The sequence below is a fragment of the Latilactobacillus sakei subsp. sakei DSM 20017 = JCM 1157 genome, assembly GCF_002370355.1.
In the GTDB taxonomy this organism is placed as follows: Bacteria; Bacillota; Bacilli; order Lactobacillales; family Lactobacillaceae; genus Latilactobacillus; species Latilactobacillus sakei.
This window is the reverse complement of sequence record NZ_AP017929.1, coordinates 1,722,144-1,747,262: the sequence shown is the minus strand read 5'-3', so window position 1 is coordinate 1,747,262 and position 25,119 is coordinate 1,722,144. Positions and strand designations below refer to the sequence as shown.

Annotated in this window: 20 protein-coding genes; 19 read left to right on the top strand and 1 reads right to left on the bottom strand. The window is 42.3% G+C overall.

The window, feature by feature from the left end; genetic code table 11:
• Window positions 1-14 precede the first annotated feature (14 nt).
• The 7 genes from fmt to LEUCM_RS08715 all read left to right on the top strand — a co-directional run bounded on the left by fmt (window position 15) and on the right by LEUCM_RS08715 (window position 7,274).
• Window positions 15-971, top strand: coding sequence for a methionyl-tRNA formyltransferase (fmt, locus tag LEUCM_RS08745; RefSeq protein WP_025015869.1), 957 nt, complete (start codon window positions 15-17; stop codon window positions 969-971).
• Window positions 961-2,304, top strand: a complete 1,344-nt coding sequence (gene rsmB / locus LEUCM_RS08740) for a 16S rRNA (cytosine(967)-C(5))-methyltransferase RsmB (protein WP_056936395.1) — start codon at window positions 961-963, stop codon at window positions 2,302-2,304. Before fmt ends, rsmB begins: the two co-directional genes overlap by 11 nt.
• Window positions 2,305-2,325: 21 nt before the next feature.
• Window positions 2,326-3,072 (top strand): Stp1/IreP family PP2C-type Ser/Thr phosphatase, encoded by a 747-nt coding sequence (locus LEUCM_RS08735; RefSeq protein ID WP_025015868.1) that lies wholly within the window; start codon window positions 2,326-2,328, stop codon window positions 3,070-3,072.
• Window positions 3,069-4,952: a Stk1 family PASTA domain-containing Ser/Thr kinase gene (gene pknB / locus LEUCM_RS08730; protein ID WP_025015867.1), complete on the top strand. Its 1,884-nt coding sequence runs from the start codon at window positions 3,069-3,071 to the stop codon at window positions 4,950-4,952. The genes LEUCM_RS08735 and pknB overlap by 4 nt, the downstream gene beginning before the upstream one ends.
• 99 nt (window positions 4,953-5,051) lie before the next feature.
• On the top strand, window positions 5,052-5,951 hold the full coding sequence (rsgA, locus tag LEUCM_RS08725; RefSeq protein WP_011374402.1) for a ribosome small subunit-dependent GTPase A: 900 nt from the start codon (window positions 5,052-5,054) through the stop codon (window positions 5,949-5,951).
• A gap of 23 nt (window positions 5,952-5,974) precedes the next feature.
• A complete protein-coding gene (gene rpe / locus LEUCM_RS08720) occupies window positions 5,975-6,637 on the top strand; it encodes a ribulose-phosphate 3-epimerase (RefSeq protein WP_016264866.1) in 663 nt (220 codons plus the stop codon).
• On the top strand, window positions 6,624-7,274 hold the full coding sequence (locus tag LEUCM_RS08715) for a thiamine diphosphokinase (protein WP_016264867.1): 651 nt from the start codon (window positions 6,624-6,626) through the stop codon (window positions 7,272-7,274). The genes rpe and LEUCM_RS08715 overlap by 14 nt, the downstream gene beginning before the upstream one ends.
• Window positions 7,275-7,622: 348 nt before the next feature.
• Here the strand turns inward: LEUCM_RS08715 and rpmB are convergent, their stop codons facing one another.
• On the bottom strand, window positions 7,623-7,808 hold the full coding sequence (rpmB, locus tag LEUCM_RS08710) for a 50S ribosomal protein L28 (RefSeq protein WP_004265581.1): 186 nt from the start codon (window positions 7,806-7,808) through the stop codon (window positions 7,623-7,625).
• Window positions 7,809-8,110: 302 nt separating this feature from the next.
• On the opposite strand from rpmB, the gene LEUCM_RS08705 reads away from it, so the two are divergent.
• The 12 genes from LEUCM_RS08705 (at window position 8,111) to smc (ending at window position 25,119) form a co-directional block, all read left to right on the top strand.
• Window positions 8,111-8,473: an Asp23/Gls24 family envelope stress response protein gene (locus LEUCM_RS08705; RefSeq protein ID WP_016264868.1), complete on the top strand. Its 363-nt coding sequence runs from the start codon at window positions 8,111-8,113 to the stop codon at window positions 8,471-8,473.
• Window positions 8,474-8,536: 63 nt separating this feature from the next.
• Window positions 8,537-10,207 (top strand): DAK2 domain-containing protein, encoded by a 1,671-nt coding sequence (fakA, locus tag LEUCM_RS08700; RefSeq protein ID WP_025015865.1) that lies wholly within the window; start codon window positions 8,537-8,539, stop codon window positions 10,205-10,207.
• A gap of 441 nt (window positions 10,208-10,648) precedes the next feature.
• A complete protein-coding gene (recG, locus tag LEUCM_RS08695; protein WP_035148531.1) occupies window positions 10,649-12,697 on the top strand; it encodes an ATP-dependent DNA helicase RecG in 2,049 nt (682 codons plus the stop codon).
• Window positions 12,698-12,716: 19 nt separating this feature from the next.
• Window positions 12,717-13,730, top strand: a complete 1,014-nt coding sequence (plsX, locus tag LEUCM_RS08690) for a phosphate acyltransferase PlsX (protein WP_016264871.1) — start codon at window positions 12,717-12,719, stop codon at window positions 13,728-13,730.
• Window positions 13,731-13,876: 146 nt separating this feature from the next.
• Window positions 13,877-14,092 (top strand): acyl carrier protein, encoded by a 216-nt coding sequence (locus tag LEUCM_RS08685; protein ID WP_025015863.1) that lies wholly within the window; start codon window positions 13,877-13,879, stop codon window positions 14,090-14,092.
• 472 nt (window positions 14,093-14,564) lie between these two features.
• Window positions 14,565-16,211: a peptide ABC transporter substrate-binding protein gene (locus tag LEUCM_RS08680; protein WP_025015862.1), complete on the top strand. Its 1,647-nt coding sequence runs from the start codon at window positions 14,565-14,567 to the stop codon at window positions 16,209-16,211.
• A 69-nt stretch (window positions 16,212-16,280) separates the two neighbouring features.
• Window positions 16,281-17,216: an oligopeptide ABC transporter permease gene (gene opp3b / locus LEUCM_RS08675; protein ID WP_011374411.1), complete on the top strand. Its 936-nt coding sequence runs from the start codon at window positions 16,281-16,283 to the stop codon at window positions 17,214-17,216.
• Window positions 17,217-18,230, top strand: a complete 1,014-nt coding sequence (locus tag LEUCM_RS08670) for an ABC transporter permease (RefSeq protein ID WP_056936396.1) — start codon at window positions 17,217-17,219, stop codon at window positions 18,228-18,230.
• A 408-nt stretch (window positions 18,231-18,638) separates the two neighbouring features.
• Window positions 18,639-19,664 (top strand): ABC transporter ATP-binding protein, encoded by a 1,026-nt coding sequence (locus LEUCM_RS08665; protein ID WP_016264874.1) that lies wholly within the window; start codon window positions 18,639-18,641, stop codon window positions 19,662-19,664.
• 28 nt (window positions 19,665-19,692) lie between these two features.
• The gene (locus tag LEUCM_RS08660) at window positions 19,693-20,655 is read left to right on the top strand and encodes an ABC transporter ATP-binding protein (protein WP_011374414.1); all 963 of its coding nucleotides are present in this window, start codon (window positions 19,693-19,695) and stop codon (window positions 20,653-20,655) included.
• Window positions 20,656-20,809: 154 nt separating this feature from the next.
• The gene (gene rnc / locus LEUCM_RS08655; protein ID WP_371861460.1) at window positions 20,810-21,523 is read left to right on the top strand and encodes a ribonuclease III; all 714 of its coding nucleotides are present in this window, start codon (window positions 20,810-20,812) and stop codon (window positions 21,521-21,523) included.
• Between the two features lie 35 nt (window positions 21,524-21,558).
• Window positions 21,559-25,119 (top strand): chromosome segregation protein SMC, encoded by a 3,561-nt coding sequence (gene smc / locus LEUCM_RS08650; RefSeq protein WP_056936397.1) that lies wholly within the window; start codon window positions 21,559-21,561, stop codon window positions 25,117-25,119.

The following is a 25,119-nucleotide window of genomic DNA, read 5'->3' as shown; positions in this document are numbered from 1 at the left end:
AGCGTGATTGATTAATGACATCCATCGTATTTATGGGAACACCCCAATTTTCAGTACCAATTTTAGAAGCCCTTGTGGCAAACGACTACCAAATCTTGGCAGTTGTGACACAACCGGATCGGAAAGTCGGTCGTAAACAAGTGTTGCAACAAACACCTGTTAAAGAAGCTGCGGTTCGACTAAATCTACCAGTATTCCAACCAGAAAAACTGAGTGGTAGCCCTGAACTGGCTGACGTAATTGCCTTACAACCGGATTTAATTGTAACGGCAGCTTACGGTCAATTCTTACCAACAAAATTATTAGAAGCCGCTAAAATCGCTGCGATTAATGTTCATGGCTCATTATTGCCTAAATACCGTGGTGGCGCCCCAATTCAATACGCCGTTTTAAATGGCGACTCAGAAATCGGGATTACTATCATGCATATGGCTAAGAAAATGGATGCCGGCGATATGATTGAACAAGCCAGTATTCCAATTGAAGCCACAGACGATACCGGTAGTTTATTCGATAAGTTAAGCTATGTTGGTCGGGATCTTTTACTAAAGACTTTACCTGGGATTATTGCACAAACAGCCCCTCGGACACCGCAAGATGAAGTGCAAGTGACCTTTGCGTATAACATTACTAAGGAACAAGAACAATTAGACATCAACCAACCTGCTGAACAGTTGGTTAACCAAATTCGCGCTTTACGGCCTCAACCAGGAGCTTGGTTAGCCGTTAATGGCCAACGGACTAAGATTTGGCAAGCGACAGTTGCAGAAACAACAACTGATCAAGCAGCCGGCGTAGTTGTCGCGCTAAATAAAAAAGATTTCGAATTAGCGGCCGGTAACGGGACTGTTTTAAAAATCACTGAAATTCAACCGGCCGGTAAAGCCAAGATGCCAGTGCAATCTTATTTAAATGGGGTTGGCAAGCAACTAGCAGTCGGTCAACAAGTGGTGGTGCAAGATGCCGAATAAGACACCGCGCTACTTAGCTGTTGAAATATTGACGGCAATTGCCAAACAAAATAGTTATTCAAACTTGGCATTAGACCAAGTGATCAATAAGAATCGATTAAACCCACAAGATGCTGGCTTTTTAACGCAGCTTGTTTACGGTGTTATTCAGCATGAATACACGTTGGATTATTATTTAGCACCTTTCATTCAAAAGCCGAAGAAAATGGACAACTGGGTTCGCCAAGTTCTCAGAACAGCGGTTTATCAACAAGTTTATTTGGATCGCGTGCCAGAACATGCTATTTTTTACGAAGCAACTGAAATTGCTAAAAAAATGGGGCATGCGGGGGTTGCTAAGCTCGTGACGGCGATTTTGCGGCAGTTACAACGCAGTGGTTTACCGGATCTCAATGCGATTGCTGATCCAATTGAACGTCTTAGCGTGCAATACAGCGTGCCGCAATGGTTGGTGGCAAAACTGCAAGCTGATTTAGGGGATGATAAACTCGAATCATTGCTCGCAACAATTAACCAACCAGCCAACGCTTCATTGCGAGTTAATACGCGGGTCAATACGGTTGATGCCGTATTGGCTGAGTTACAACCGCAGTTTAATGACCTCCAACCGAGTCAGATTGCTAAGGTTGGCTTAGTCGCACAAGGCGGTCATTTGGCCAGTGGTACGTTATTTGAAGCGGGCGATTATACGATTCAAGATGAAAGTTCAATGTTAGTCGCACCTAGTTTAGATATTCAACCAGGGGACCAAGTATTAGACGCTTGTGCCGCACCTGGTGGCAAGACAACGCATATGGCAACTTATTTGGATGCGCAACAAGGCGGTCAAATCACGGCCTTAGACATTCATGACCATAAAGTGCGTTTGATTGAACAAAATGCGAAGCGGCTCCATGTTGAAGATGTTGTTAGCGCTCAAGCACTAGACGCACGTAAAGTGGGCGAACAGTTTGGTGAGGCACATTTCGATAAAATTCTAGTCGATGCACCTTGTTCTGGGTTAGGGTTAATGCGCCGGAAACCAGAAATTAAATATAGCCGCCAACCAGCGGACTTGATGAATCTACAACGAATCCAATTAGCAATTCTAGATGCCGTGGCGCCTACTTTGAAAGTCGGCGGACGCCTAACTTATAGTACGTGCACGATTGTTCCGGAAGAAAATCAACAAGTGGTGGCGGCCTTCATTGCTAACCATCCGGAGTTTGAAATTGAACCAGTACCACTTGAATTACCATTAGCGCAGAATCAAGCAAGTCCTTTTGTCCAAATCTATCCAGATGATTACCAAACAGACGGCTTTTTCATCGCTTGTTTGAAACGACGGGCATAACTACAATTGAGGTGATTTTTTATGGAAGTTGCATATCAAACAGATGTCGGTCAACAGCGACAGAATAATCAAGATTATGTTGGTTTTTATACTAATCAACGCGGTGTTCAATTTGCAATTGTTGCCGATGGAATGGGCGGTCATTTAGGGGGCGACGTGGCCTCTGAAATGGCTGTTTCCCATATCGGACATGAATTTGAAAAAACAGATGATACTGATATTGAAGCGATGGTTAAGTGGTTGATTTTTGAATTACAAAGAGAAAACCAACATATTTTAGCCAAAGCGAATCAATATGACGATTTATCGGGGATGGGCACGACCTTAGTGGCAGTCTTAATTTCCGGGACGCACTATTTAGTCGCTAATATCGGCGATAGCCGCGTTTACCGTCTCAGACGCAATACGTTACGTCAATTAACGGAAGACCACTCATTGGTCAATGAACTGGTTAAGCAAGGGGAATTAACGGCAGAAGCCGCTAAGCATCATCCTCAAAAGAATATCATCACGCGCACACTGGGTGTTTCTCAAGAGGTTGATGCAGATGTGACGATTTATGAATTCGAACCAGATGACTACTTACTTTTATGTACAGATGGGTTGACCAATATGGTCGATGACGATCAATTGCAACAAACCTTGATGGCAGAGATGACGCTGGAAGAAAAATGTGCCGCCTTAATCCAAAAAGCGAACGAAGCTGGCGGCATGGATAACATTACGGCACTCATCTTACATCACGAAGGTGAGGTGCCTACGCCATGATGGAAACAGGGTACGCTGTAGCGGGGCGTTATAAGATTATTCGCCCCATCGGTGAAGGTGGCATGGCTAATGTTTATTTGGCGCAGGATCTAATTTTAGATCGGCAAGTGGCAGTTAAAGTTTTACGATTAGATCTCCGAAATGATCCGGATACAGTCCGACGGTTTACGCGAGAAGCGTTGGCAACGACTGAATTAAATCATCCGAATATTGTTAGTATTTACGATGTTGGTGAAGAAAACAGTATGCAATACATCATTATGGAATATATTAAGGGCACCGATCTTAAGAAATATATCGTGGAACACTTTCCAATTCCTTATCAACGCGTAATTGATATTATGACGCAGATTTTATCTGCGGTTCAAAACGCACATGCGCATAATATTATTCATCGGGATTTAAAACCACAAAATATTTTGGTTGATGAAGACGGCAACGTTAAGATTAGTGACTTTGGGATTGCGATTGCGCTCAGCGAAACGGCGATGACTCAGACCAATACGTTGTTGGGGTCTGTTCATTATCTCTCACCGGAACAGGCAAGAGGTTCGATGGCGACGAAACGGTCTGATATTTACTCGTTAGGAATTGTGCTTTATGAGTTATTGACGGGGATGGTGCCTTTTGAAGGCGAGTCCGCTGTTTCAATTGCGATTAAGCATTTCCAAGATGAAGTCCCACCAGTACGCAACTATGATCCACGTATTCCGCAAGCCTTGGAAAATGTCGTTTTAAAAGCGACTGCCAAGGATCCGGATGAACGCTATAGTGGTGTTGATGCAATGATGGCTGACTTAGCAACTTCTTTATCAGCTAGTCGTGCGCACGAACCTAAATTTGTGCCATCAAAAGCGGATGATTTGAGTGAGACTAAGGTGATTCCCGCACTAGATCCAGAAGGCATTACGCAAACCAACAATGATGAGGAACAAGTTAAAGAAGCGGAACCAACTCAGAAAAAGGTTAAAAAGCCAGCTAAGTCTAAACGTAAGTGGTGGCTACTAGGTGGCGGTGTTGTTTTATTGCTGTTATTAGCAACGGTGATTGCTTTTGCAGTTCAGGGGAGCGAAGTAACCGTCCCTGATTTAACGGATATGACACAACAAAATGCGGAATCTGCTTTGACCGATAAAAAACTGAAGGTCGGCACGGTTCAAAAAACAACGAGTCAGAAATACAGTAAGGGCCACGTCATTCGAACAACGCCTAAAGCGGGCCTGAGTGTAAAATCAAGAAGTACGGTTAATTTAATTGTCAGTTCAGGACGCCAAAAGTATAAGATTAAAGACTATACGAACCAAGCATATAGTGATGTTCGGGATGCTTTGAAGGATAAAGGCTTGAAAGTTAAACGGAAATACCAAAGTTCATCTGAAGTGAGTCCTGGGTTGATTATCGATCAAAGTATTGCGGCTGGCAAAAGGGTCGTTCCAAGTAAAACGACGATTACCTTAACAGTCAGCAGCGGCAAACCTGGTTTTGCATTGCATAATCTAAGCAACTATACAAAGCAAGGGATTCAAGACTATGCTGCACAAAATGGTTTAACGGTCGTATTCTCTGAAGAATATTCATCAAGTATTTCTGAAGGAATGGTAATCAGTCAATCGCCTGCAAGTGGTACAATGGTTCAAGAAGGTGATAGCGTAAGCGTTATCCTTTCAAAAGGCGAGCAACCAACTGAACATCATTCTATTGTGACGTCGAGTTCAAATTCAGTTATCGAGTCGAGTGCGCCTGAATCAAGTCAATCGAGTGAAAGTAGCGCGAGTGAGTCAGAGAGCGAATCAGAGAGTGAATCGGAAAGCGAATCAGCAAGTGAATCGATCAGTAGTTCAGCTAGTCAAAGTAGTCAATCGAGCGTTCAATCAAAGTAATCTTTAGATAAAATAAGTTACTACCGTATTTTACTGGAGGATTAAGCAATTTTAGTAGATAACCACAGAACAGGTTAAAAAATAATGGGAGGTGACCTATTGCAGACCGGACAGATTATTCGTGCCCTCAGTGGGTTTTATGATGTACAAAGTGAGCACAAAATTTATCGAACACGGGCTCGAGGTAATTTTAGAAAACGGAAAATTACGCCATTGGTCGGCGATTTCGTTGAATTTGAAAGTGAAAGTCAAACAGAAAGCGGCTATATCTTAGAAATTTTAGACCGCAAAAATGAAATGATTCGACCACCAGTAGCGAATATCGATCAGGCAGTTGTCATTGTTTCGGCAGTCGAACCTGATTTTTCGTTAAACTTATTAGATCGTTTCTTGATTTATTTAGAAAGTTTGAATATTCAAGGCCTCGTTTATTTGACGAAAACCGATATGATTTCTGACGAAAAATATCAAGAGATTAAGCAATATTTGGATTACTATGAAAAAGTGGGTTATCCAACTTTTGCACCCAGAACGGCATTTACACCAGAGATTATTCAAGCGATTGAAGACACATTCCCTGATAAAACGACCGTCTTTACGGGACAAACAGGGGCTGGTAAATCAACATTGCTCAATCATATTGATCCTAAATTGAACTTAGCAACGGCTGAAATTTCACAAAGTTTAAACCGTGGGAAGCATACGACGCGCCATATCGAACTAATTCCATTGAATGATGGTTTGGTTGGCGATACACCAGGCTTTTCATCACTGGGTATTTTAAATGTGACGAGTGAAACTTTAGTGAGTCGTTATCCTGAATTTAGAGAAATTGGACAAGATTGTAAGTTTAGAACTTGCCAACATGTGATGGAACCTAAATGTGCGGTTAAAGCGGCCGTTGATGCTGGTGAAATTATGCAAAGTCGCTATACGAACTATTTGCAATTCCGGGCCGAATTAAAGGATATCCGGCCTGTTTATAAGAAATCAAAATAAGAAATTGGATGGGAGTTTTTAAAATGACACAAATCGCACCTTCGATTTTAAGCGCAGATTTTATGAATTTACAACGGGATGTTCAAAATCTTGAGGCAGCAGGTGCCGACCTATTGCATATTGATATTATGGATGGCATGTTTGTGCCTAACATGTCTTTTGGCGCCCAAGTGGTCAGCGGTATTCGTCCGCTAACACAACTAGGCTTAGATGTTCATTTGATGGTTGAACAACCAGAACGCTACATTGAACAATTCATAACAGCTGGTTCTGATTTAATCATGATTCACGCAGAAGCAACAGAACATCTTTATCGTGGTCTTCAAATGATCAAAGATGCTGGTGTTAAAGCTGGGGTGGTCATCAATCCAGGGACGCCAGTGAGCTACATTGAATCTGTTTTACCATTGGTTGATCAAGTTTTAGTAATGACGGTTAATCCTGGTTTTGGTGGTCAAAAATTCATTCCAGCAATGTTAACGAAGGTCGCTGAATTAGCGTCTTATCGTGAAGCACACGCTGATGCTGATTTTACAATCGAAGTTGACGGTGGCGTTAACGACCAAACAATCGCAGCCTGTGCCAAAGCGGGCGCTGATGTCTTTGTAGCGGGTTCATACACATTTGCTGGTGATTTAGCAACACGAATTGAAACCCTTAAGAAGGCTGCTAATGAAGCGCGTTAATTTATTGGCAGGTGGTCCAGTTGATCAGTGGGCATCGGAATTAGCAACAATCACAACCGTCCCAGGACAATGGATTACGGCCGATCGTGGGACGTTACGCTTATTACAACAAGGTGTGACACCTACGATTGCGGTCGGTGATTTTGATTCCATTACCCCGGCTGAAAAAGAACAGGTGCTAGCGGCGGTCAGTGATATTCGTTCGGTTCAAGCCGAAAAAGACGAAACAGATACGCAATTAGCGTTATCAATTGCCTTTGAAGAACTACAGGCTGACCGTGTGGTGGTCTACGGTGCGACTGGAGGCCGAATTGACCATTTCTTAGCCAATCTCTTTATGGCGGTCGAAGAACGCTTTAGAACGGTCCTCAATCGCATTGAGATGCGTGACCGACAAAATACGATTCAATTCTATGCGCCGGGGACGTATGAGCTGACAAAAGAGGCTGATAAAAAGTACCTCGCGTTTATCCCGCTCGTGCCAACGACGGATTTAAATTTAGTAGATGAGAAATATCCACTCACACATTTTGATACGAAGGTTCCAATCTCATGGGCCAGCAACGAATTCATCGGCGAAAAAGCGCATTTTAATTTTAAAACGGGCATCGTAGCGGTGATTCAAAGTAAGGATTAAAAGAGTGCGTTTGAAACGGTTTGACTTTGAGCATTAGCACAGCTCGGCGAATAACTGCTGCAAGCAGTTGTTTGACGAGTGACGCTAAGCGCAGAAGTCAGTTTCAAAAAGCACGTTTAAGCCATTAAAATTCGAATATAAAAAGGCTCGACAAATTTATTTTGTCGAGCCTTTTTTGATGGAAACGTGCTTTTGCCAGTAACTTTCTGCGCTTTGCTACACTTGTCAAACCGGCGATTTCATCGCCAATTCGCCAAGTTAGGCAAATGCTCAAAAGCTAATCACTGGCAACGCACTCTATTTTTGCGCAAAAAAATAGATTGTCCGAAGACAATCTAAGAAACGAAATTAAACACGAGTAACTTTGCCTGATTTCAAAGCACGAGCAGAAACCCAAACACGTTTAGGTTTGCCATCAACTAAGATACGTACTTTTTGTAAATTTGGCTTCCAAGAACGACGAGATGCGTTCAAAGCGTGTGAACGCTTGTTGCCAAATGATGTTTTACGGCCGGTAATAACGTCTTTTGCCATGGTCTATTCCTCCTTTTAGTAAAGCCGGTAGAAGAATTAACGAGAAACATAATATGATTCAGTTAGTCTTAATAGTTGCATGCATGCACACCGGCTTACACAATTCACTTAAACAATTTACCATAATAGTTGAGCTAATGCAAGAACTCTTACAAGGAAAATTACTTGACAGGTCATTTTTTAAGGGTAGTATCTAATAAAAGCATGCGTTATACTAAGCAATACAGGTTCGTTAAAGTACTTTGAAAGTTATCGGAGCTATGCTAAAATAACATTAAGTATGTCACAAGGAGGCTATTTTAATGGCTGTTAAAATTAAGACCCAATACGGCGATATCGATATTACGAATAATGTGATTGCCACTGTCGTTGGCGGTGCTGCAACTGATATTTATGGCATCGTTGGTATGGCAAGCAAGAATCAAATTCGTGACAATTTAAATGAAATTTTAAATCGTGAAAATTACAATCGGGGCGTTGTTGTTCGTCAAGAAGAAAATGGCGTGGCAATCGACGTTTATATTATTTGTGGTTATGGCATTAAGATCTCAGAAGTTTGCCGTAATGTTCAAAGTAAAGTGAAATATAATCTTGAAACAATGTTGGGTGTTAGTGCAAACTCAGTTAATGTCTATGTTCAAGGTGTACGTGTATTAGAAGACTAAAATAATGAGCGGAGCTGGTGGTTAAAGCCAGTTCTATTTGTTTTCGTTCGAGGAGGAACATTCGTGAAAGTTACTGAAATTACAGCAACCGAGTTTCAAGCAATGATGCGGGTTGCTGCACATCGCTTAACTAAAAATGCAGAATTTGTGAATTCATTAAACGTTTTCCCGGTACCTGATGGGGATACAGGAACTAATATGAGTTTAACTTTTCAAAGTGGTGCTAAGGCGGTTAATGAAAATAATGCGCAAGCAGTTGGTGAATTATCAAAGAGCTTAGCTAAGGGTCTATTAATGGGTGCCCGCGGTAACTCTGGTGTGATTAGTTCACAAATCTTCCGTGGCTTTTCAAAGAGTATGGAAGAAAAAACAAGTTTAACGGCCCAAGATTTAGCAGATGCTTTTACAAGTGGCGTTCAAACAGCGTACAAAGCAGTTATGAAACCCGTTGAAGGGACTATTTTAACAGTTGCGCGTGAAGGTGCTAAAGCTGGTGCCAAAGTCGCTGCACAAACAGATGATATTGGTGCAGTTGTTGAAGCGGTCGTTGAAGGTTCTAAGAAGGCTTTATTGAAGACGCCTGAATTATTACCCGTCTTAAAAGAAGTCGGCGTCGTCGATTCTGGTGGCCAAGGCTTAGTTTTCATATATGAAGGTTTCTTAGAAGGTTTAACAGGTCAAGCACCTGCCAAAGATCTTTATACACCCGATGAAGCTGAAATGGATGAAATGGTTAATGCTAATCATCACCAAACAGCACAAATGGGGACTGAAGAAATCGAAAATGGTTACTGTACAGAAATCATGGTTGCACTTGGCGATGGCACAACTGTTGATCGCGAATTTGACTATGATGAATTCAGAAATCATTTAAACGGTATTGGCGACTCATTATTAGTTGTTGCCGATGATGAAGTGGTTAAAGTCCATGTGCATACAGAACATCCAGGAACAGTGATGGCTTATGGTCAACATTTTGGTTCATTGATGAAGATCAAAGTGGACAACATGCGCTTGCAACATGATACAATTGTTGAAAATGATCAACAAGCAGCAGCCCCCGTTCAAGCGGAACCAGTTGATACTGGGATTATTGCGATTTCAGCTGGTGCTGGTGTGGCAGAACTCTTCAGAAGTTTAGGGGCCACTTATATTTTAAGTGGTGGTCAAACAATGAATCCAAGTACGCAAGATATTTTGGATGCCATTCAAGCAGCTAACGCGAAGAAAGTTATTTTATTACCAAATAATAAAAACATCTTCTTAGCGGCGGAACAAGCTGCCGAAGTTGCTGAAATTCCGGTTGAAATTGTTCAAAGTCGGACGATTGCACAAGGGATGACAGCTCTCTTGTCATTTGACCCTTCTGCAGAATTGCAAGCTAACCAAGCAGCAATGACTGAAGCACTTGATACGGTGATTAGTGGTCAAGTGACACAAGCCATTCGCGATACAACGCTTGATGGTCTTGAAATTAAAAAAGACGATTACATGGGGATTATCGACGGTAAGATTAAGGTCTCAACTGCTGATCGCCAAACAGCTGCCATCGAAATGGTCCAAACTATGTTGGATGAAGACAGTGAAATCGTCACAATTATCGTTGGTGAAGACGGTGATATGACAGAAGCTGAAGCCATTAGTGATGCAATCATGGCCCAAGACGATGAATTGGAAGTTGAAATTCACGAAGGTGACCAACCTGTTTATCCATATTTAATTTCAGTTGAATAATTAATCAAATAAAACAGGAATGGGGCTATTAAAAATACCTGATTCCTGTTTTTTAGTAGAAGTGCGTCATTAACGATTAGCTTCTGAGCATTTACTTAGTGTTGTGAATAAGCGACGTAGTCGATTATTTGCAATACGTAGTAAAGCACAGGAAGCTGTTAATGAAAGCACGTTAAAAAAGAAGTGTGTTTGAAACGTTTTGACTCTGAGGATTAACTTGATTTGGCGAATTGGCGATGTAATCGCTGATTTGACAAATGTTGTTAAGCGCAAGAGTCAGTTTCAAAAAGCACGTTAAAAAAGAAGTGCGTTCAAACCGGTTATCATTCGAGGACTAGCCTAGTCCAGTGAATGAGTGATGAAGTCATTCGTTTGCGGGACATAGCTAGCCACAGAAGGATGGTTTGAAAAGCACGTTTAAGTCATCAAAAAACGGAGGTGCTGTCAGTGTTAAGTTTAACGGATTCTGTGACTGTTTTAACGGGTGTTGGCCCGAAGCGTTTGACAGCCCTCAATCAATTAGGAATCGCAACAATCAGTGATCTATTGTATTATTTTCCGTTTCGTTACGAGGATTTAAAGGTTAAGGATCTCTCAGAAGCGGTCGATCAGGAAAAGGTCACCTTAAAAGGAACCGTTGTCGCTGATCCAGTCGTCAGTCGTTGGGGACCGGGTAAGACACGGCTAAACGTCCGGTTATTGATTAATCATGATGTCATTATGGTGACTTTTTTCAATCAACCCTACTTGAAGGATAAATTTGAAGCAGGCGTTGATATTGCTGTTTATGGTAAATGGGATGCTAGACGGAATAGTTTAACCGGGATGAAGGTTTTAGCGGTTCAATCGGCTGATAATCCTTCGTTCGCGGCGATTTATTCAGCCAATAAAAACGTGCGTCAAGGCACACTCGTAAAATTGATTCGCGAAGCGTTTGATAATTATCGCAATGTCATTCCGGATTTGATTCCGGCCGATATTCGCGAGCGGTATAAGTTAGTTTCTGAAGTGGAACTGATTGCTGGAATGCATTTTCCGGAAAGCTACCCAGAAGCCAAGCAGGCGCGACGCACCGCCATTTTTCATGAATTCTTCTTGTACCAACTGCAATTGCAGGCGATTAAACAAGCAGACCGCCATGTTGAAAATGGCTTAGCACTGCCTTATCAAAACGCAGCCCTCAAGGAATTTATTAAGACATTACCGTTTGATTTAACGGATGCTCAAAAGCGGGTGGTCAACGAAATTTGTTTAGACCTTAAGGCACCGGCACATATGAACCGTCTTTTACAAGGGGATGTTGGGTCTGGGAAGACGATTGTCGCGGCGATTGCGATGTTTGCTGCGGTGACGGCCGGTTTCCAAGCGGCCTTAATGGTGCCCACCGAAATTTTGGCGGAACAACATTATCAGAGCCTACAAAAGCTTTATGCACCAATGAATGTGACGGTTGGGTTACTAACTGGTTCGACAACCGCCAAGGAGCGCCGGACGTTGTTGGCGGATATTGAATCCGGTCGGATCAATATCATTGTCGGAACGCACGCACTTATTCAAGATGCCGTGGTTTACCACAAGTTAGGCTTTGCCGTCATCGATGAACAACATCGATTTGGGGTCAATCAACGGCGCGTGCTACGTGAAAAAGGCTTGCAGCCTGATATGCTGGCAATGACAGCGACACCGATTCCGCGGACCTTGGCAATTACCGCCTATGGCGAAATGGATGTTTCGACCATCGATGAGTTACCTAAAGGTCGGATTCCAATTGAAACCAGTTGGGTGCGTAGTAACCAGGTTGAACAAGCGCTCTCGTTTGTTCAAAAACAATTGGCTGACAACTCGCAAGTTTTTGCGATTACGCCGTTAATTGCGGAGTCGGAACAAATGGATCTCAAAAATGCGGAAGAAATCTACGCGACTTTGGCGGATCGGTTTGAGCCGCAGTACCATGTGGCGCTATTACACGGTAAGTTGAAGGATGACGAGAAAAACCGGATTATGACGGCTTTTTCAAATAACGAGATTCAACTACTGGTTTCAACGACCGTCGTTGAAGTCGGGGTCGATGTGCCTAATGCGACCGTGATGATGATTTTCGATGCTGACCGGTTTGGCTTAGCCCAACTTCATCAATTGCGTGGCCGGGTTGGTCGGGGCAAGAAAAAGGCCTACTGTCTATTGATTGCTGATCCTAAGAACCAACAAGGTGTTGATCGAATGACGATTATGACTGAAACGACCAACGGCTTTGTCGTCGCGCAAAAGGATTTAGAGTTGCGAGGTCCCGGTGAGGTCTTTGGTGATCGCCAATCAGGATTACCAGTTTTCAAGGTTGGTGATCCAGTCGCTGATTTTGCCAGTTTACAGGTCGCACAGCAAGAAGTACAAAAAATCTTCACGGTTGATCCTACTTTTAGCCAACCGGCGTACGCGCCTTTAAAAGCGTATCTCGCACAACAAAAACAAAACTATCAAACATTAGATTAATGAAAGAAGAGGAAGTAGCATGAAAGTAGCAGTTGATGCAATGGGCGGCGATTTCGCGCCTCAATCAGTAATCGAAGGGGTTTTACAAGCCCGTTCAGAATTTACGGACCTAGATTTTATTCTATATGGCGATCAAGCACAGATTGAACCCTTAATCGATGATATGACGCGCTTAACAATCGTGCATACCACAGAAAAAATTGCGAGTGATGACGAACCAGTCCGCGCTATTCGCCGTAAGAAGCAGGCCTCAATGGTTTTAGCCGCCCAAGCGGTTAAGGATGGCCAAGCAGATGCACTCTTCTCATTAGGGAACACAGGGGCCTTATTAGCAGCCGGGTTATTTATTATCGGCCGGGTAAAAGGAATTGATCGTCCAGGCTTAATGCCCACTTTACCATCGATTAATTCTGATCAAGGTTTCAATATGTTAGACGTTGGTGCCAATGCTGAAGCTAAGCCAGAACACTTGCATCAATACGGTTTAATGGGTAATTTCTATGCTAAAGACGTCCGGGGCATCGAAAATCCGCGAATCGCATTGTTGAATAACGGGACAGAAGCGACTAAGGGTGACGAATTGCATAAGGCAACGTACCAACTCTTAGCGGATGATCCAGATTTGAATTTTGTCGGGAACGTTGAAGCTAACGATTTATTAAAAGGTGTTGCTGATGTTGTTGTGACGGATGGCTTTACTGGCAATGCAACGTTAAAAGCAATCGAAGGCACTGCCACAATCGTCATGTCACAAGTGAAACACGCGATTATGGATGCTGGGGTCAAAGAAAAAATTGGTGGCCTATTATTAAAAGGGAGTGTCGGGGGTATCAGAGAAAAATTTGATACGTCCATTTATGGCGGGGCTGTTTTACTTGGCTTGAAAGCACCCGTTATCAAGGCGCACGGGGCTGCCGATGCACGTACAGTCTACTATACGGTTAAACAAATTCATGCGATGTTAGCTAATCAAACGGTTCAAAAAGTCATCGATTATTTCAGTGACCAAGCTGCGCAAAAGAATTCTAATTAAATAGCTAGACAATGTCTTTCAAAGGCGTTACAATGACTTTCGCAGGCATAAAATCGATTGCTTGAAAGAAACGTGGAAGTTATGTATAATCACTGGATACCCAAAATAATTAGGTGCGAAAGTGTTTCAATTTGGAGGTTTTTAACATGAGTGAACAAGAAATCTTTGATAAGATTGCAGCAATTATTGCTGACCGATTTGAATTGAACTTTAAAGCAGATCTTGATGCTGATTCAATTGATATTGTTGAGTTCGTCTTAGAATTGGAAGACACGTTTGGTGCCGAGATTCCAGATGAAGAAGCTGAAAAAATCGCAACAGTGGCAGATGCCGTTGCATACATTAAAGCGAAGACCAAATAAAGTAGTCAATTGGACCGTGATAATTCACGGTCTATTTTTTTTGAGAGTGTGCTATCAGTTGGGTATATCCTGCGGATTAACAAAGAGTGGTGAATGATTGCGCAGCAATCGTTTGACATGCGACGTTAACCACAAGGATATGACTAATAGCCCACGTTTAGTATAGGAGGGGGAGCTAAAAGTCACTTTTGGCTACCCTTCCTATTTTTTTGTCCCCAAACAAGACAGAAAACTTTTCGAAGTTACAAAATAGCGCTATGATTAAGCTTGTCAATCCTTTCAGGGTTAAGAATAGATAATTGAAAATGAGCATTTTCACATAATAATCGTTATTATTTATGAGAGATTCTAATTTTCTAATTACGAACGTTGGTAATTCAACTAAATTAAATTAGAATATTTTAATCTTTATTATTTACTTTTCATTTTCAATCAGGTATGATTATTTTTAACAACTGAAGGGAGTGTCCACATGAGACGAGAAAAGGGTTTAGTATTAGGTGTAACGACGGTGGCGATAACATTATTATTGGCAGCGTGTGGTTCCTCAGGTAGCAAGAATGCAGGTTCAACAGATACGGTTAGTTTTTCAACAACCGATGTGATTTCAACGATGGATCCTGCATTGAACACCGACGTGATTGGGGCGCAGGCGTTAACGGACACGATGGAAGGTCTTTACCGTTATGAAGGCAAGACCATTAAACCAGCGATTGCGACGAAAGTGGTTAAACCAACTAATAATGGGTTAACATATACTTTCCCATTACGCAAAGATGCAAAATGGAGTAACGGCAAGGCTGTTACAGCGGAAGATTTCGTCTATGCATGGCGCCGAGTTGTCGATCCAAAAGTTGGCTCACAATATGCTTACATTTATGAAGGTATTGAAAATGCAGTAGCCATCACTTCAGGTAAACAACCCGTTAGTTCATTAGGGGTAGTTGCCAAAGATAAACACACATTACAAGTTACTTTAGAAAAACCAATTCCATACTTCAGTCAATTAATGACCAGTTCAACATTCTTCCCAGTTTATCCAGATGCTGTTAAGAAAGCGGGTAAGAGCTACGGGACAAATGCTAAGACATTAGTCTTCAACGGCCCTTACAAGTTATCTGGTTGGAACGGCCCAGATAGTGCTTGGAAAGAAGTTAAAAATACTAACTACTGGAATGCTAAGGCTGTTAAAGTGAAAACTTTGAAATACCAAGTAGTTAAGGACCCATCAACTGCTTTGAACTTATTCCAAAGTAATAAGCTTGATCGCACAAATATCAGTGGCGATACTGCTAAACAAATGAAGAATGATTCTCATTATTCAACCCAACAACAAGCTGCTACATTCTATATGCAAGTTAACCAAGCTAAGAACCCAATCTTCAAGAATGCCAAGATCAGACAGGCAATCTCAATGACGATTAACCGTAAAGAGTTGGTTAACCAAGTGTTAGGCGACGGTTCTGCACCAGTAGCTTCATTAACGCCAAAAGGCATGAGTTTCGATCCCACGACTAAAAAAGATTTCACAAGTGAGTTAAATGCCGAGGGCAAGAAAAATACAACCTATAATCCTAAAGAAGCAACGAAGCTTTGGAAGGAAGGGTTAGCTGAAACCGGTCAAACGGGTAAGACGTTTAACTATACATTATTAGGTGATGATACGGATACTGCTAAGAAACAAGCAGAATATCTCCAAGATACGCTTGAAAAGAACTTACCTGGTTTGAAGGTAACACTTGCCAACGTACCATTTAAGACACGTTTAACACGTTCGGATAACGGTGATTTCGATATGGTTGTCAGTGCTTGGAATGCTGATTTCCCAGATCCAATTACATTCTTAGACTTATTCGTGACGGGTGGCGACAACAATAACGGTAAGTGGAGTAATCCTGAATTTGATGCTCAAATCAAAGCAAGCAAAACAGAAAATGCCAATAACGACAAAGCAAGATGGCAAAATCTCATCAAAGCCCAAGATATTATGAATAAAGAATCTGGTGTCATTCCATTGTATCAATCAGGACGTGCGTACCTCACTAACTCAAGCGTCAAAGGGTTAGATTACGGCCCTTCTGGAAATTACAATAATGTCTCACTTTATTTAAAAAAATAAACTGACTTTATAAAAGATGGGTTTCGGCGTTGAAAAACAATGAAGCCCGTTTTTGTTAGGAGCGAACTTATGAGTAAATATTTGATTAAACGGATTTTTTACCTAGTATTAACGCTATTCATTGTCGCTTCTGTGACGTTCTTCATGATGAAACTGATGCCTGGGACGCCATATACGAATCAACAAAAGATGAGCGCTGATCAATTAAGAATTATGAACGAACAATACGGTTTGAATAAGCCGTTGTTCCAACAATATATTATTTACCTGGGTGGTTTGTTGCACGGTGATTTTGGAACGTCCTTCCAATTTAATAATCAACCGGTTGCCAACCTCATCATGACGCGTTTAGGACCCTCACTTCAAATCGGGGCCCAAGCCATGCTTTTAGGGTCCGTTTTAGGGGTTTTATTAGGGGCAGTTGCGGCAATTCGCAAGAATACTTGGGTGGATGGCGTGGCGACGTTCTTTTCAATCTTAGGGATTTCAATTCCCAACTTCGTCTTAGCTGTTTTACTCCAATTCTTCTTAGCTTTCAAATTACAAATGTTCCCAATCGCTTTATGGGATGGTTGGTCATCTAGTATCCTACCGTCGTTAGCGCTAGCAGTAGCGCCATTAGCCAATACGGCCCGGTTCATGCGGACTGAAATGGTCGATGTCTTAAGTAGTGATTACATCGAATTGGCTAAGGCCAAGGGGAACTCTAAGTGGCAAACTGTTGCTAAACATGCACTTCGTAATTCGATGATTCCGGTTGTGACAATCATTGGCCCAATGGCGGTCAACTTAATGACTGGTTCATTGGTTGTTGAAAATATCTTCTCGATTCCCGGTATTGGGGAACAATTTGTTAAATCAATCATGACCAATGATTATCCAACTATCATGGGCTTGACGATTTTCTACTCATTCTTATTAACCGTTATTATTTTAGTCGTTGATATTCTATATGGGATTATCGATCCTCGTATTCGATTAAGCGACGGTCAGGGGGCACGTTAAATGGCAGATGCGAAGCTAACAGCTGGATCTTTTAAACCACTTAATAAAGATACACATGAAGAACAAGAAAAAATTAGTGCACCCTCATTAACGTTTATGCAAGACGCAATTCGGCGCTTGAAGCAAAATAAGGTGGCGGTGGTCTCACTATTCGTATTGTTGATCATCATCATCGCGGCTGCATTGGCGCCCGTGATTGCACCGCACAATCCCAATACGCAAAACGTAGCGTATGCCAACCTCCCACCTAAAATTGGTGACGGTCAAATCCCAGGATTTAAAGGTGAGATGGACGTTTCCGGTGTTAAAGTTGATAAATATCAACAAGCGGGTGTGCCTAAAGGCAAGTATTTCATTTTAGGGACTGATTACCTCGGCCGGGATTTATTCTCACGAATTCTTTATGGGACACGTTTATCACTATTGATTGGGGTCCTAGCGACGCTCGTTGATTTGTTGATTGGGATTCCATACGGGATTATCTCCGGTTGGCGGGGCGGTCGGATTGATACGTTCATGCAACGGTTTATTGAAATTATCTCTTCAATTCCCAACTTAATTGTTGTGGTGCTGATGATGTTAATTCTACGACCAGGACTTTTATCAATCGTCATTGCGATCGGTTTTACTGGCTGGATTACGATGGCCCGACTGATTCGGGCGCAGACCTTCCAACTAAAGGAGCAAGAATTTGTGCTCGCTGCTAGAACGTTAGGGGAGACACCGTTCAAGATTGCGATGAAACATTTAGTACCTAACTTATCGTCAACGATTATTATTCAAACGATGTTTACCATTCCGAGTGCGATCTTCTTCGAAGCATTCTTAAGTTTTATTGGGATTGGGATTCCCGCACCTAATGCATCGCTAGGGACTTTATTATCTGATGGGCAAAAAGCCTTCCGGTTCTTACCCTATCAAATGTGGTACCCAGCAGCAGTCTTATGTGTCATCATGATTGCCGTCAACTTACTAGCAGATGGCCTAAGAGACGCATTTGATCCAAAATCATAAAGTGTGTCAAAAGCGATTATATTCTGAGGATCAGCATAGCAAGACGAATGATTGCTGCAAGCAATCGTTTGACTTATGTCGCTAACCGCAGGAATATGCTTTTGAGAGCACGTTTCAAAAAGAGTGTGTCGTTAACGATAGCTTTTGAGCATTTGCATAGAGTTGTGAATGGAGCGACGCAGTCGATTGTTTACAATTCGTAGCAAAGCGCAGAAAGCTGTTAATGAAAGCACGTTTCAAAAAGAGTGTGTTTGGAACGGTTTGACTTTGAGCATTAACTTAGTGTTGTGAATAATCGGTATAGCCGATTGTTTGCAATAGGTCGTTAAGCGCAGAAGTCAGTTTCAATAAGCACGTTTCAAATTACGAAAAAAGACCGTTCGCGGTCTCATAGTTGGAGGTCGTCAAATGGCAAATATTTTAGAAGTTAATCATTTAAGTATTGATTTTAAGACCTATGCAGGTGACGTCCACGCAATTCGGGATGTTAGTTTTAACCTTAAAAAAGGGGAAACGCTAGCGATTGTTGGCGAATCTGGATCAGGTAAATCGGTAACCGTGCGCAGCGTTATGGGGTTGCTGGCCAGTAACGCCCACGTTAAAGCCGGGACCGTCATGTATCATGGTGATGATTTATTGAAAAAACCAGAACGTGAAATGGATGCGATTCGTGGGAGTGATATCTCGATGATCTTCCAAGATCCGATGACCTCGCTTGATCCAACCATGACAATCGGCAAGCAAGTGGCGGAACCATTGTTGGTTCACAAAACGATGAACAAAGAAGATGCGATGAAGCGGGCCCAAACCGTGTTAGAATTAGTCGGCATTCCGAACGCCAAAGAACGGATGAAAGATTATCCGCACCAATTTTCTGGTGGGCAGCGGCAACGGATTGTGATTGCGATTGCGATTGTTGATTATCCGCAAATCTTGATTGCGGATGAACCCACAACTGCCTTGGATGTAACAGTGCAAGCGCAAATTATCGACTTGATGAAAGAACTACAACGTAAAATCGAAACGTCAATCATCTTTATCACCCATGATTTGGGCGTTGTGGCCGGGATTGCGGATCGGGTAGCGGTGATGTATGCCGGCAAGATTATCGAATACGGTTTGGTGGACGAAGTCTTTTATGAACCCAAACATCCGTATACTTGGGGCTTATTAAATTCGATGCCCACACTCGAAACGGCGGGCAAGTTAGAGGCGATTCCGGGGACACCGCCAGATTTGTTGGACCCACCTAAAGGGGATGCTTTTGCACCTCGGAATCCGTACGCACTGCAAATCGATGTGGAAGAAGAACCACCATTCTTTGAAGTTTCCAAAACGCATTTTGCGGCAACCTGGTTATTGCATCCAGATGCACCAGCGGTTGAACCGCCAGCAGCAATCCAAGCTTTGATGAAAAAACATAACGTTCTTTAAATTATAAATAAGAAAGTAGGCCTGTCAGATGGATAAACAGCAACGTAAAGTCTTAGTTGAAGTCAAACATTTAAAACAATACTTTAACCCGGGCAAAAAATCCGAAGTGAAGGCCATCGATGATATTTCCTTTGAGATTTACGAAGGTGAAACATTCGGGTTAGTTGGCGAGTCTGGTTCGGGTAAAAGTACGACTGGTCGCAGTATTATCCGGCTTTACAGCCCAACTAGTGGTGAAATTAATTTTGATGGGCAAGATATCAGTAAAATCAAGGAACACAGTCGCCAGATGAAGGAATTCCGCAAAGAAATTCAAATGATTTTCCAAGATCCATACGCGTCACTTAATCCGCGGATGAAGGTCAAAGATATCATTGCTGAAGGATTGCACATTCATCATTTGGTCAAAAATGAAGCCGAAAGTGATGCGCGCGTCAATGAATTGCTCGATTTAGTCGGACTCAATAAGGATCACGCAACGCGTTATCCGCATGAATTCTCTGGTGGGCAACGGCAACGGATTGGAATTGCCCGTGCTTTAGCCGTTAAACCCAAATTTATCATTGCGGATGAACCAATCTCAGCTTTGGATGTGTCGATTCAGGCGCAAGTTGTCAACCTGATGAAAGAGATTCAGGAACAACAAAACCTCACGTATCTCTTTATCGCCCATGATTTATCGATGGTGAAATACATTAGTGATCGCATCGCCGTTATGCATAACGGTAAGATTATGGAATTGGCATCAGCGGACGATATTTACGATCGCCCACTCCATCCGTATACGCAAAGCTTATTATCGGCTGTGCCGTTGCCTGATCCTAAGATTGAGCGCCAACGTCGCCGGATGCCTTACGATAGTTCAATTGAAAGTGACGATGGTGATCGCCAATTACGAGAAGTCGCGCCTGAACACTATGTTTATGCGACTGAAGCGGAAGTTGCGTCTTACCAATCAGCTTTAGCGACACTTGTGCAACAAGCTAATTAAATGAGAAACGTCTATTTTGAAATATTTGTTTGCGTGTTAAAATAAATATTTCAGAACAGACGTTTTTTATGCGCCTTTAATTCGGAATACCGGCGTTCGGCGCTGTTTTTTTAGCCGTATAAACGGTATAATAGTGAAAGATTAATCAGTTGAAATGGGGTATTTAATTTTGGATGCAGCACTAGTCAGCGAGCTTCGCGCCCGTTATGGTATTGAATTTAATAATTTAGCACTTTTGGACGAAGCGTTCACACATTCGTCTTACGTTAATGAACATCGCGAGTTAGGCTTGCGGGACAATGAACGATTGGAATTTCTTGGCGATGCCGTTATGGAAATTACGGTCTCAGAATACCTCTACAAAAAGTATCCTGACTGGCCAGAAGGTAAGTTAACACGTTTACGAGCAGCAATTGTCTGCACGAAGAGTTTCAGTAGTTTTTCAAAAGAAGCTCATTTTGACCGTTACATTCGCTTAGGGAAAGGTGAAGAGAAAAATGGGGCCCGCGCCCGGGCGACACTTTTGGAAGATTTATTTGAAGCCTTCAATGGTGCTTTGTTCTTAGACCAAGGTCGCGGCGCCGTCGTTGATTTTGTTTCACAAGTTATTTTTCCCAAGATTGAAGCCGGTGAATTCTCAGATCAAACAGATTACAAAACAAACTTACAAGAGTTCTTACAACAAGATGGCGAAATCGAAATCGAAATCGACTATCAATTGTTAGCGGAAGTTGGCCCTTCACATGACCGTCAATTTGAAGTGGATGTGTTAGTTGGCGATCGGGTATTAGGCTCTGGTGTGGGTCGCAATAAGAAAGCTGCCGAACAAGCAGCAGCTAAAAAAGCGTTAGAACAACTTAAAGCATAATTGCGATTATTAAGTTAGTGTAGGGAGTTTAGTGCATGCAGTTAAAATCATTAGTCTTATCAGGCTTTAAATCATTTGCTGATAAGACAGAAATTAATTTTTCAGACGGCTTAACCGGCATTGTCGGCCCGAACGGGAGCGGTAAGAGTAATATCACAGAAGCAATTCGTTGGGCGATGGGCGAACAATCGGCCAAGAGCTTGCGTGGCGAGAAGATGCCCGATATTATTTTTGCCGGTACTGATTTACGGCCTCAGATGAACCGCGCCGAAGTTACGTTGAATTTCGATAATAGTGACCACTATTTAAATCAAGAACTAGATAATGTGACGTTAACCCGTCGCCTATTTCGTAACGGTGATAGTGAGTTTTATTTAAATCAAAAAAGTTGTCGATTAAAGGATATCGTCAACTTATTTATGGATTCTGGCTTAGGGCGAGAATCTTTTTCAATTATTTCGCAAGGTCGGGTTGAAGCTATATTTAACAGTAAACCTGAGGATCGGCGCAATATCATTGAAGAAGCTGCCGGTGTTTTAAAATATAAGCAACAAAAGAAAAAGGCTCAATCGGAATTAGATCAAACCGATGAAAATTTAAGTCGGATCGCCGATATTGTTTACGAATTAAAGGGACAAGTTGAACCGCTCAAAGAACAAAGCAGTATCGCGCAAGATTATTTGGAACAAAAAGCGCAATTTAACGCCTTACATCAACAATTGTTAGTCGTTGAAATTGATCAATTAGCAGCGGATCAAACGCAATACCAAGCGCAAGCCAAGACACTCGCTAAGGCACTAGGCGAGATTGAAAGTGAGATTCAAGAAACCAATAAGGCGTTGGCCGATAACCAACAGGAAGTCGCAACGTTGGATCAAGAAATTGAAACGGCCAATGAAACCTTGTTGGTTAAGAGTCGCTTGGCTGAAAATTTACAGGGTCAAGAAAATGTTTCTAAGGAACGGGCTAGCTATACTGATGCTAATCGTCAAAACTTGGTCGATCGAATCGCCCAATTAGAAACGCAGTCAACAACGGCTAAGCAGCAACAAATAGCACTCAAGGCAACATACACAGAAAAAGTTGCGACATTAACTGACTTGAAAAATGAGTTAGCAACCTTGAAACGACAAGCATCAGGTAGTGAGGCCGAATTAAAGGCGAAGATTGAACAGATCCGCCAAGACTACATCGATCAAATGCAAGCCCAAACAACCAATCGCAACGAACAACAATATCTAGAAAAAGCCTTGCTACAAACGAAGACACAATTAACGCGCCAAGATAGCTCAATCAATGAAACCAGTGCGCAATTGACACAGATGCAAGCTGACAAGGTGGCCAAAGAAGCACAAGTTGCCCAATTAGCAACAGACTACGCGGCTTTAGAAACGCAACTAAGTCAATTACAACAACAAATCAGTGCGACACAAAAGCAATATCAAACGGAACAAAATAATTGGTTCCAAGCTTCTGGTATTTTACAAAAGGCAAAAGCCAAACAAGCCAGTTTAGCTGAATTAAACGATGATTACGCCGGCTTTTATCAAGGTGTCAAAGCGGTCTTGAAGCAAAAACAACAATTACCTGGTTTACTGGGTGCGGTTGCTGAATTAATGACAGTGCCTAATGACTATCAACAAGCGATTGAATTAGCATTAGGGGCACAATTGCAACAAATTGTTACGACAGATGAAAAGACGGCGCAACAAGCAATCGATTATTTGAAACGTAATCGACTGGGTCGAGCCACCTTTTTACCAAATAATGTCGTGAAACCGCGGACTTTACCAAGCAGTTTGGTGAACCAACTACAAACAGAACCCGGTTTTATTGGTATTGCGAGCGATTTAATTCAGTTCGACGATGCTGTTAACCCGGTCATGATGCATTTGATGGGGAATTTAATTATCGCCACTGAATTGACAGAAGCAATTAAGATTGGCCGTCTGACAGGACATCGGTACCGAATTGTCACTTTAGCAGGTGATATTTTAAGTCCAGGGGGTTCAATGACTGGGGGCCATAATAATCGCCAAAATAATGGTGGTTTATTGGCACGGAAGCAAACATTAACAGATTTGGAACAACAAATTAGTAAAATGCAATTGGCCTTGGATCAAAAGCAAACCAAGGTACAAGCTTTACACCAAGATTTGGCAGAGCAACAGGCGCAACTTGAACAACAACAAGGTGCCTTTGAAACAGCTAAGACGCATTACCAAACACAAAAAAATGAGTTGACGTTATTAAACGAACGTCTTACGCAATTCGAACGCCAACAACAAGCGGCTGATTATCAAGTTCAACAACAACAACAAAGTTACGATGCGGACTTGAAACGCCAAGGCGAATTACAGGCAGCAGCTACCGAAATTGAAGCACAACTCACGCAGTTAAAAGCGGACCTGGATGCGGCCAATGAACAACTACAACATTTTGATCAAAGCCAAGAACAGATTCGCCAACAACAAACCGCTTTGGAAACGAAGTTGGCAGTTGCGCAGTCCGAACAAAAAAATGTACAAGAAAAACTTACTGATGCCACGCAATTGGCTAACGATTTAACGCAACAACTCGAAACGAGCCAACAAGCGCTCGCAGCATTGCAACAAGCTGATTCTGAAGATGCGATGACGCAAAAAGAACGGCGGACGCAACTGAAGACCACTAAAGCACTAATCCAAAAACTTACTGCCGAATTGGCAACAAAACGGACGGCGCGAGAAACGCTGAAGGCCACGCAACAAACGTTACAAGCTAACGCAACGCGTGTCTACCAATTGCAACGGAATTCTTTAGCTGAGCAAGAACAAAACGCGGTTGCTTTAAACCGTGTTAAGATTAATATTGACCAACGCTTAACGACATTGCGCGAAGATTATCAGTTGAGTTATGAAGCGGCTAAATCGGCTTTACAAGCTTCCGATTTAACGAATGACCAATTGAAGTCAAAACTCAAACTTTTGAAATTAGGCTTAGCTGATTTAGGGACTGTCAATTTAGCGGCTATTGAGGATTATCAACGGGTTAAGGAACGTTACGATTTCTTAATGCAACAAGATGCCGATTTATTGGACGCCAAGTCACAATTATTAGCGTCGATGGCTGAAATGGATGCAGAAGTTGAAAAACGCTTCAAGCAAACGTTTGACCAAACCGCAGCGGCCTTTGAAGAAATCTTCCCAATGATGTTTGGCGGTGGGCACGCGTCATTAACCTTGACGGATCCATCTGCTTTATTAACCAGTGGGATTGATATCATTGCACAACCACCTGGCAAAAAACTACAACGCCTTAGCCTGTTATCAGGTGGCGAGCGCGCATTAACGGCGATTACGTTGTTATTTGCCATTTTAAAAGTGCGGCCCGTACCGTTTTGTATTTTGGACGAAGTGGAAGCGTCATTGGATGAAGCCAATGTCGATCGCTTCGGTCGTTTTATGAAACGCTATGAGAGTGAGACGCAATTTATCGTTATTACGCATCGCAAGGGCACCATGACCCAAGCCAACCGGTTATACGGGGTAACAATGGCAGAATCAGGCATCTCGAAGATCGTATCCGTCTCGTTAGAAGAACACGAAACCGCCTAG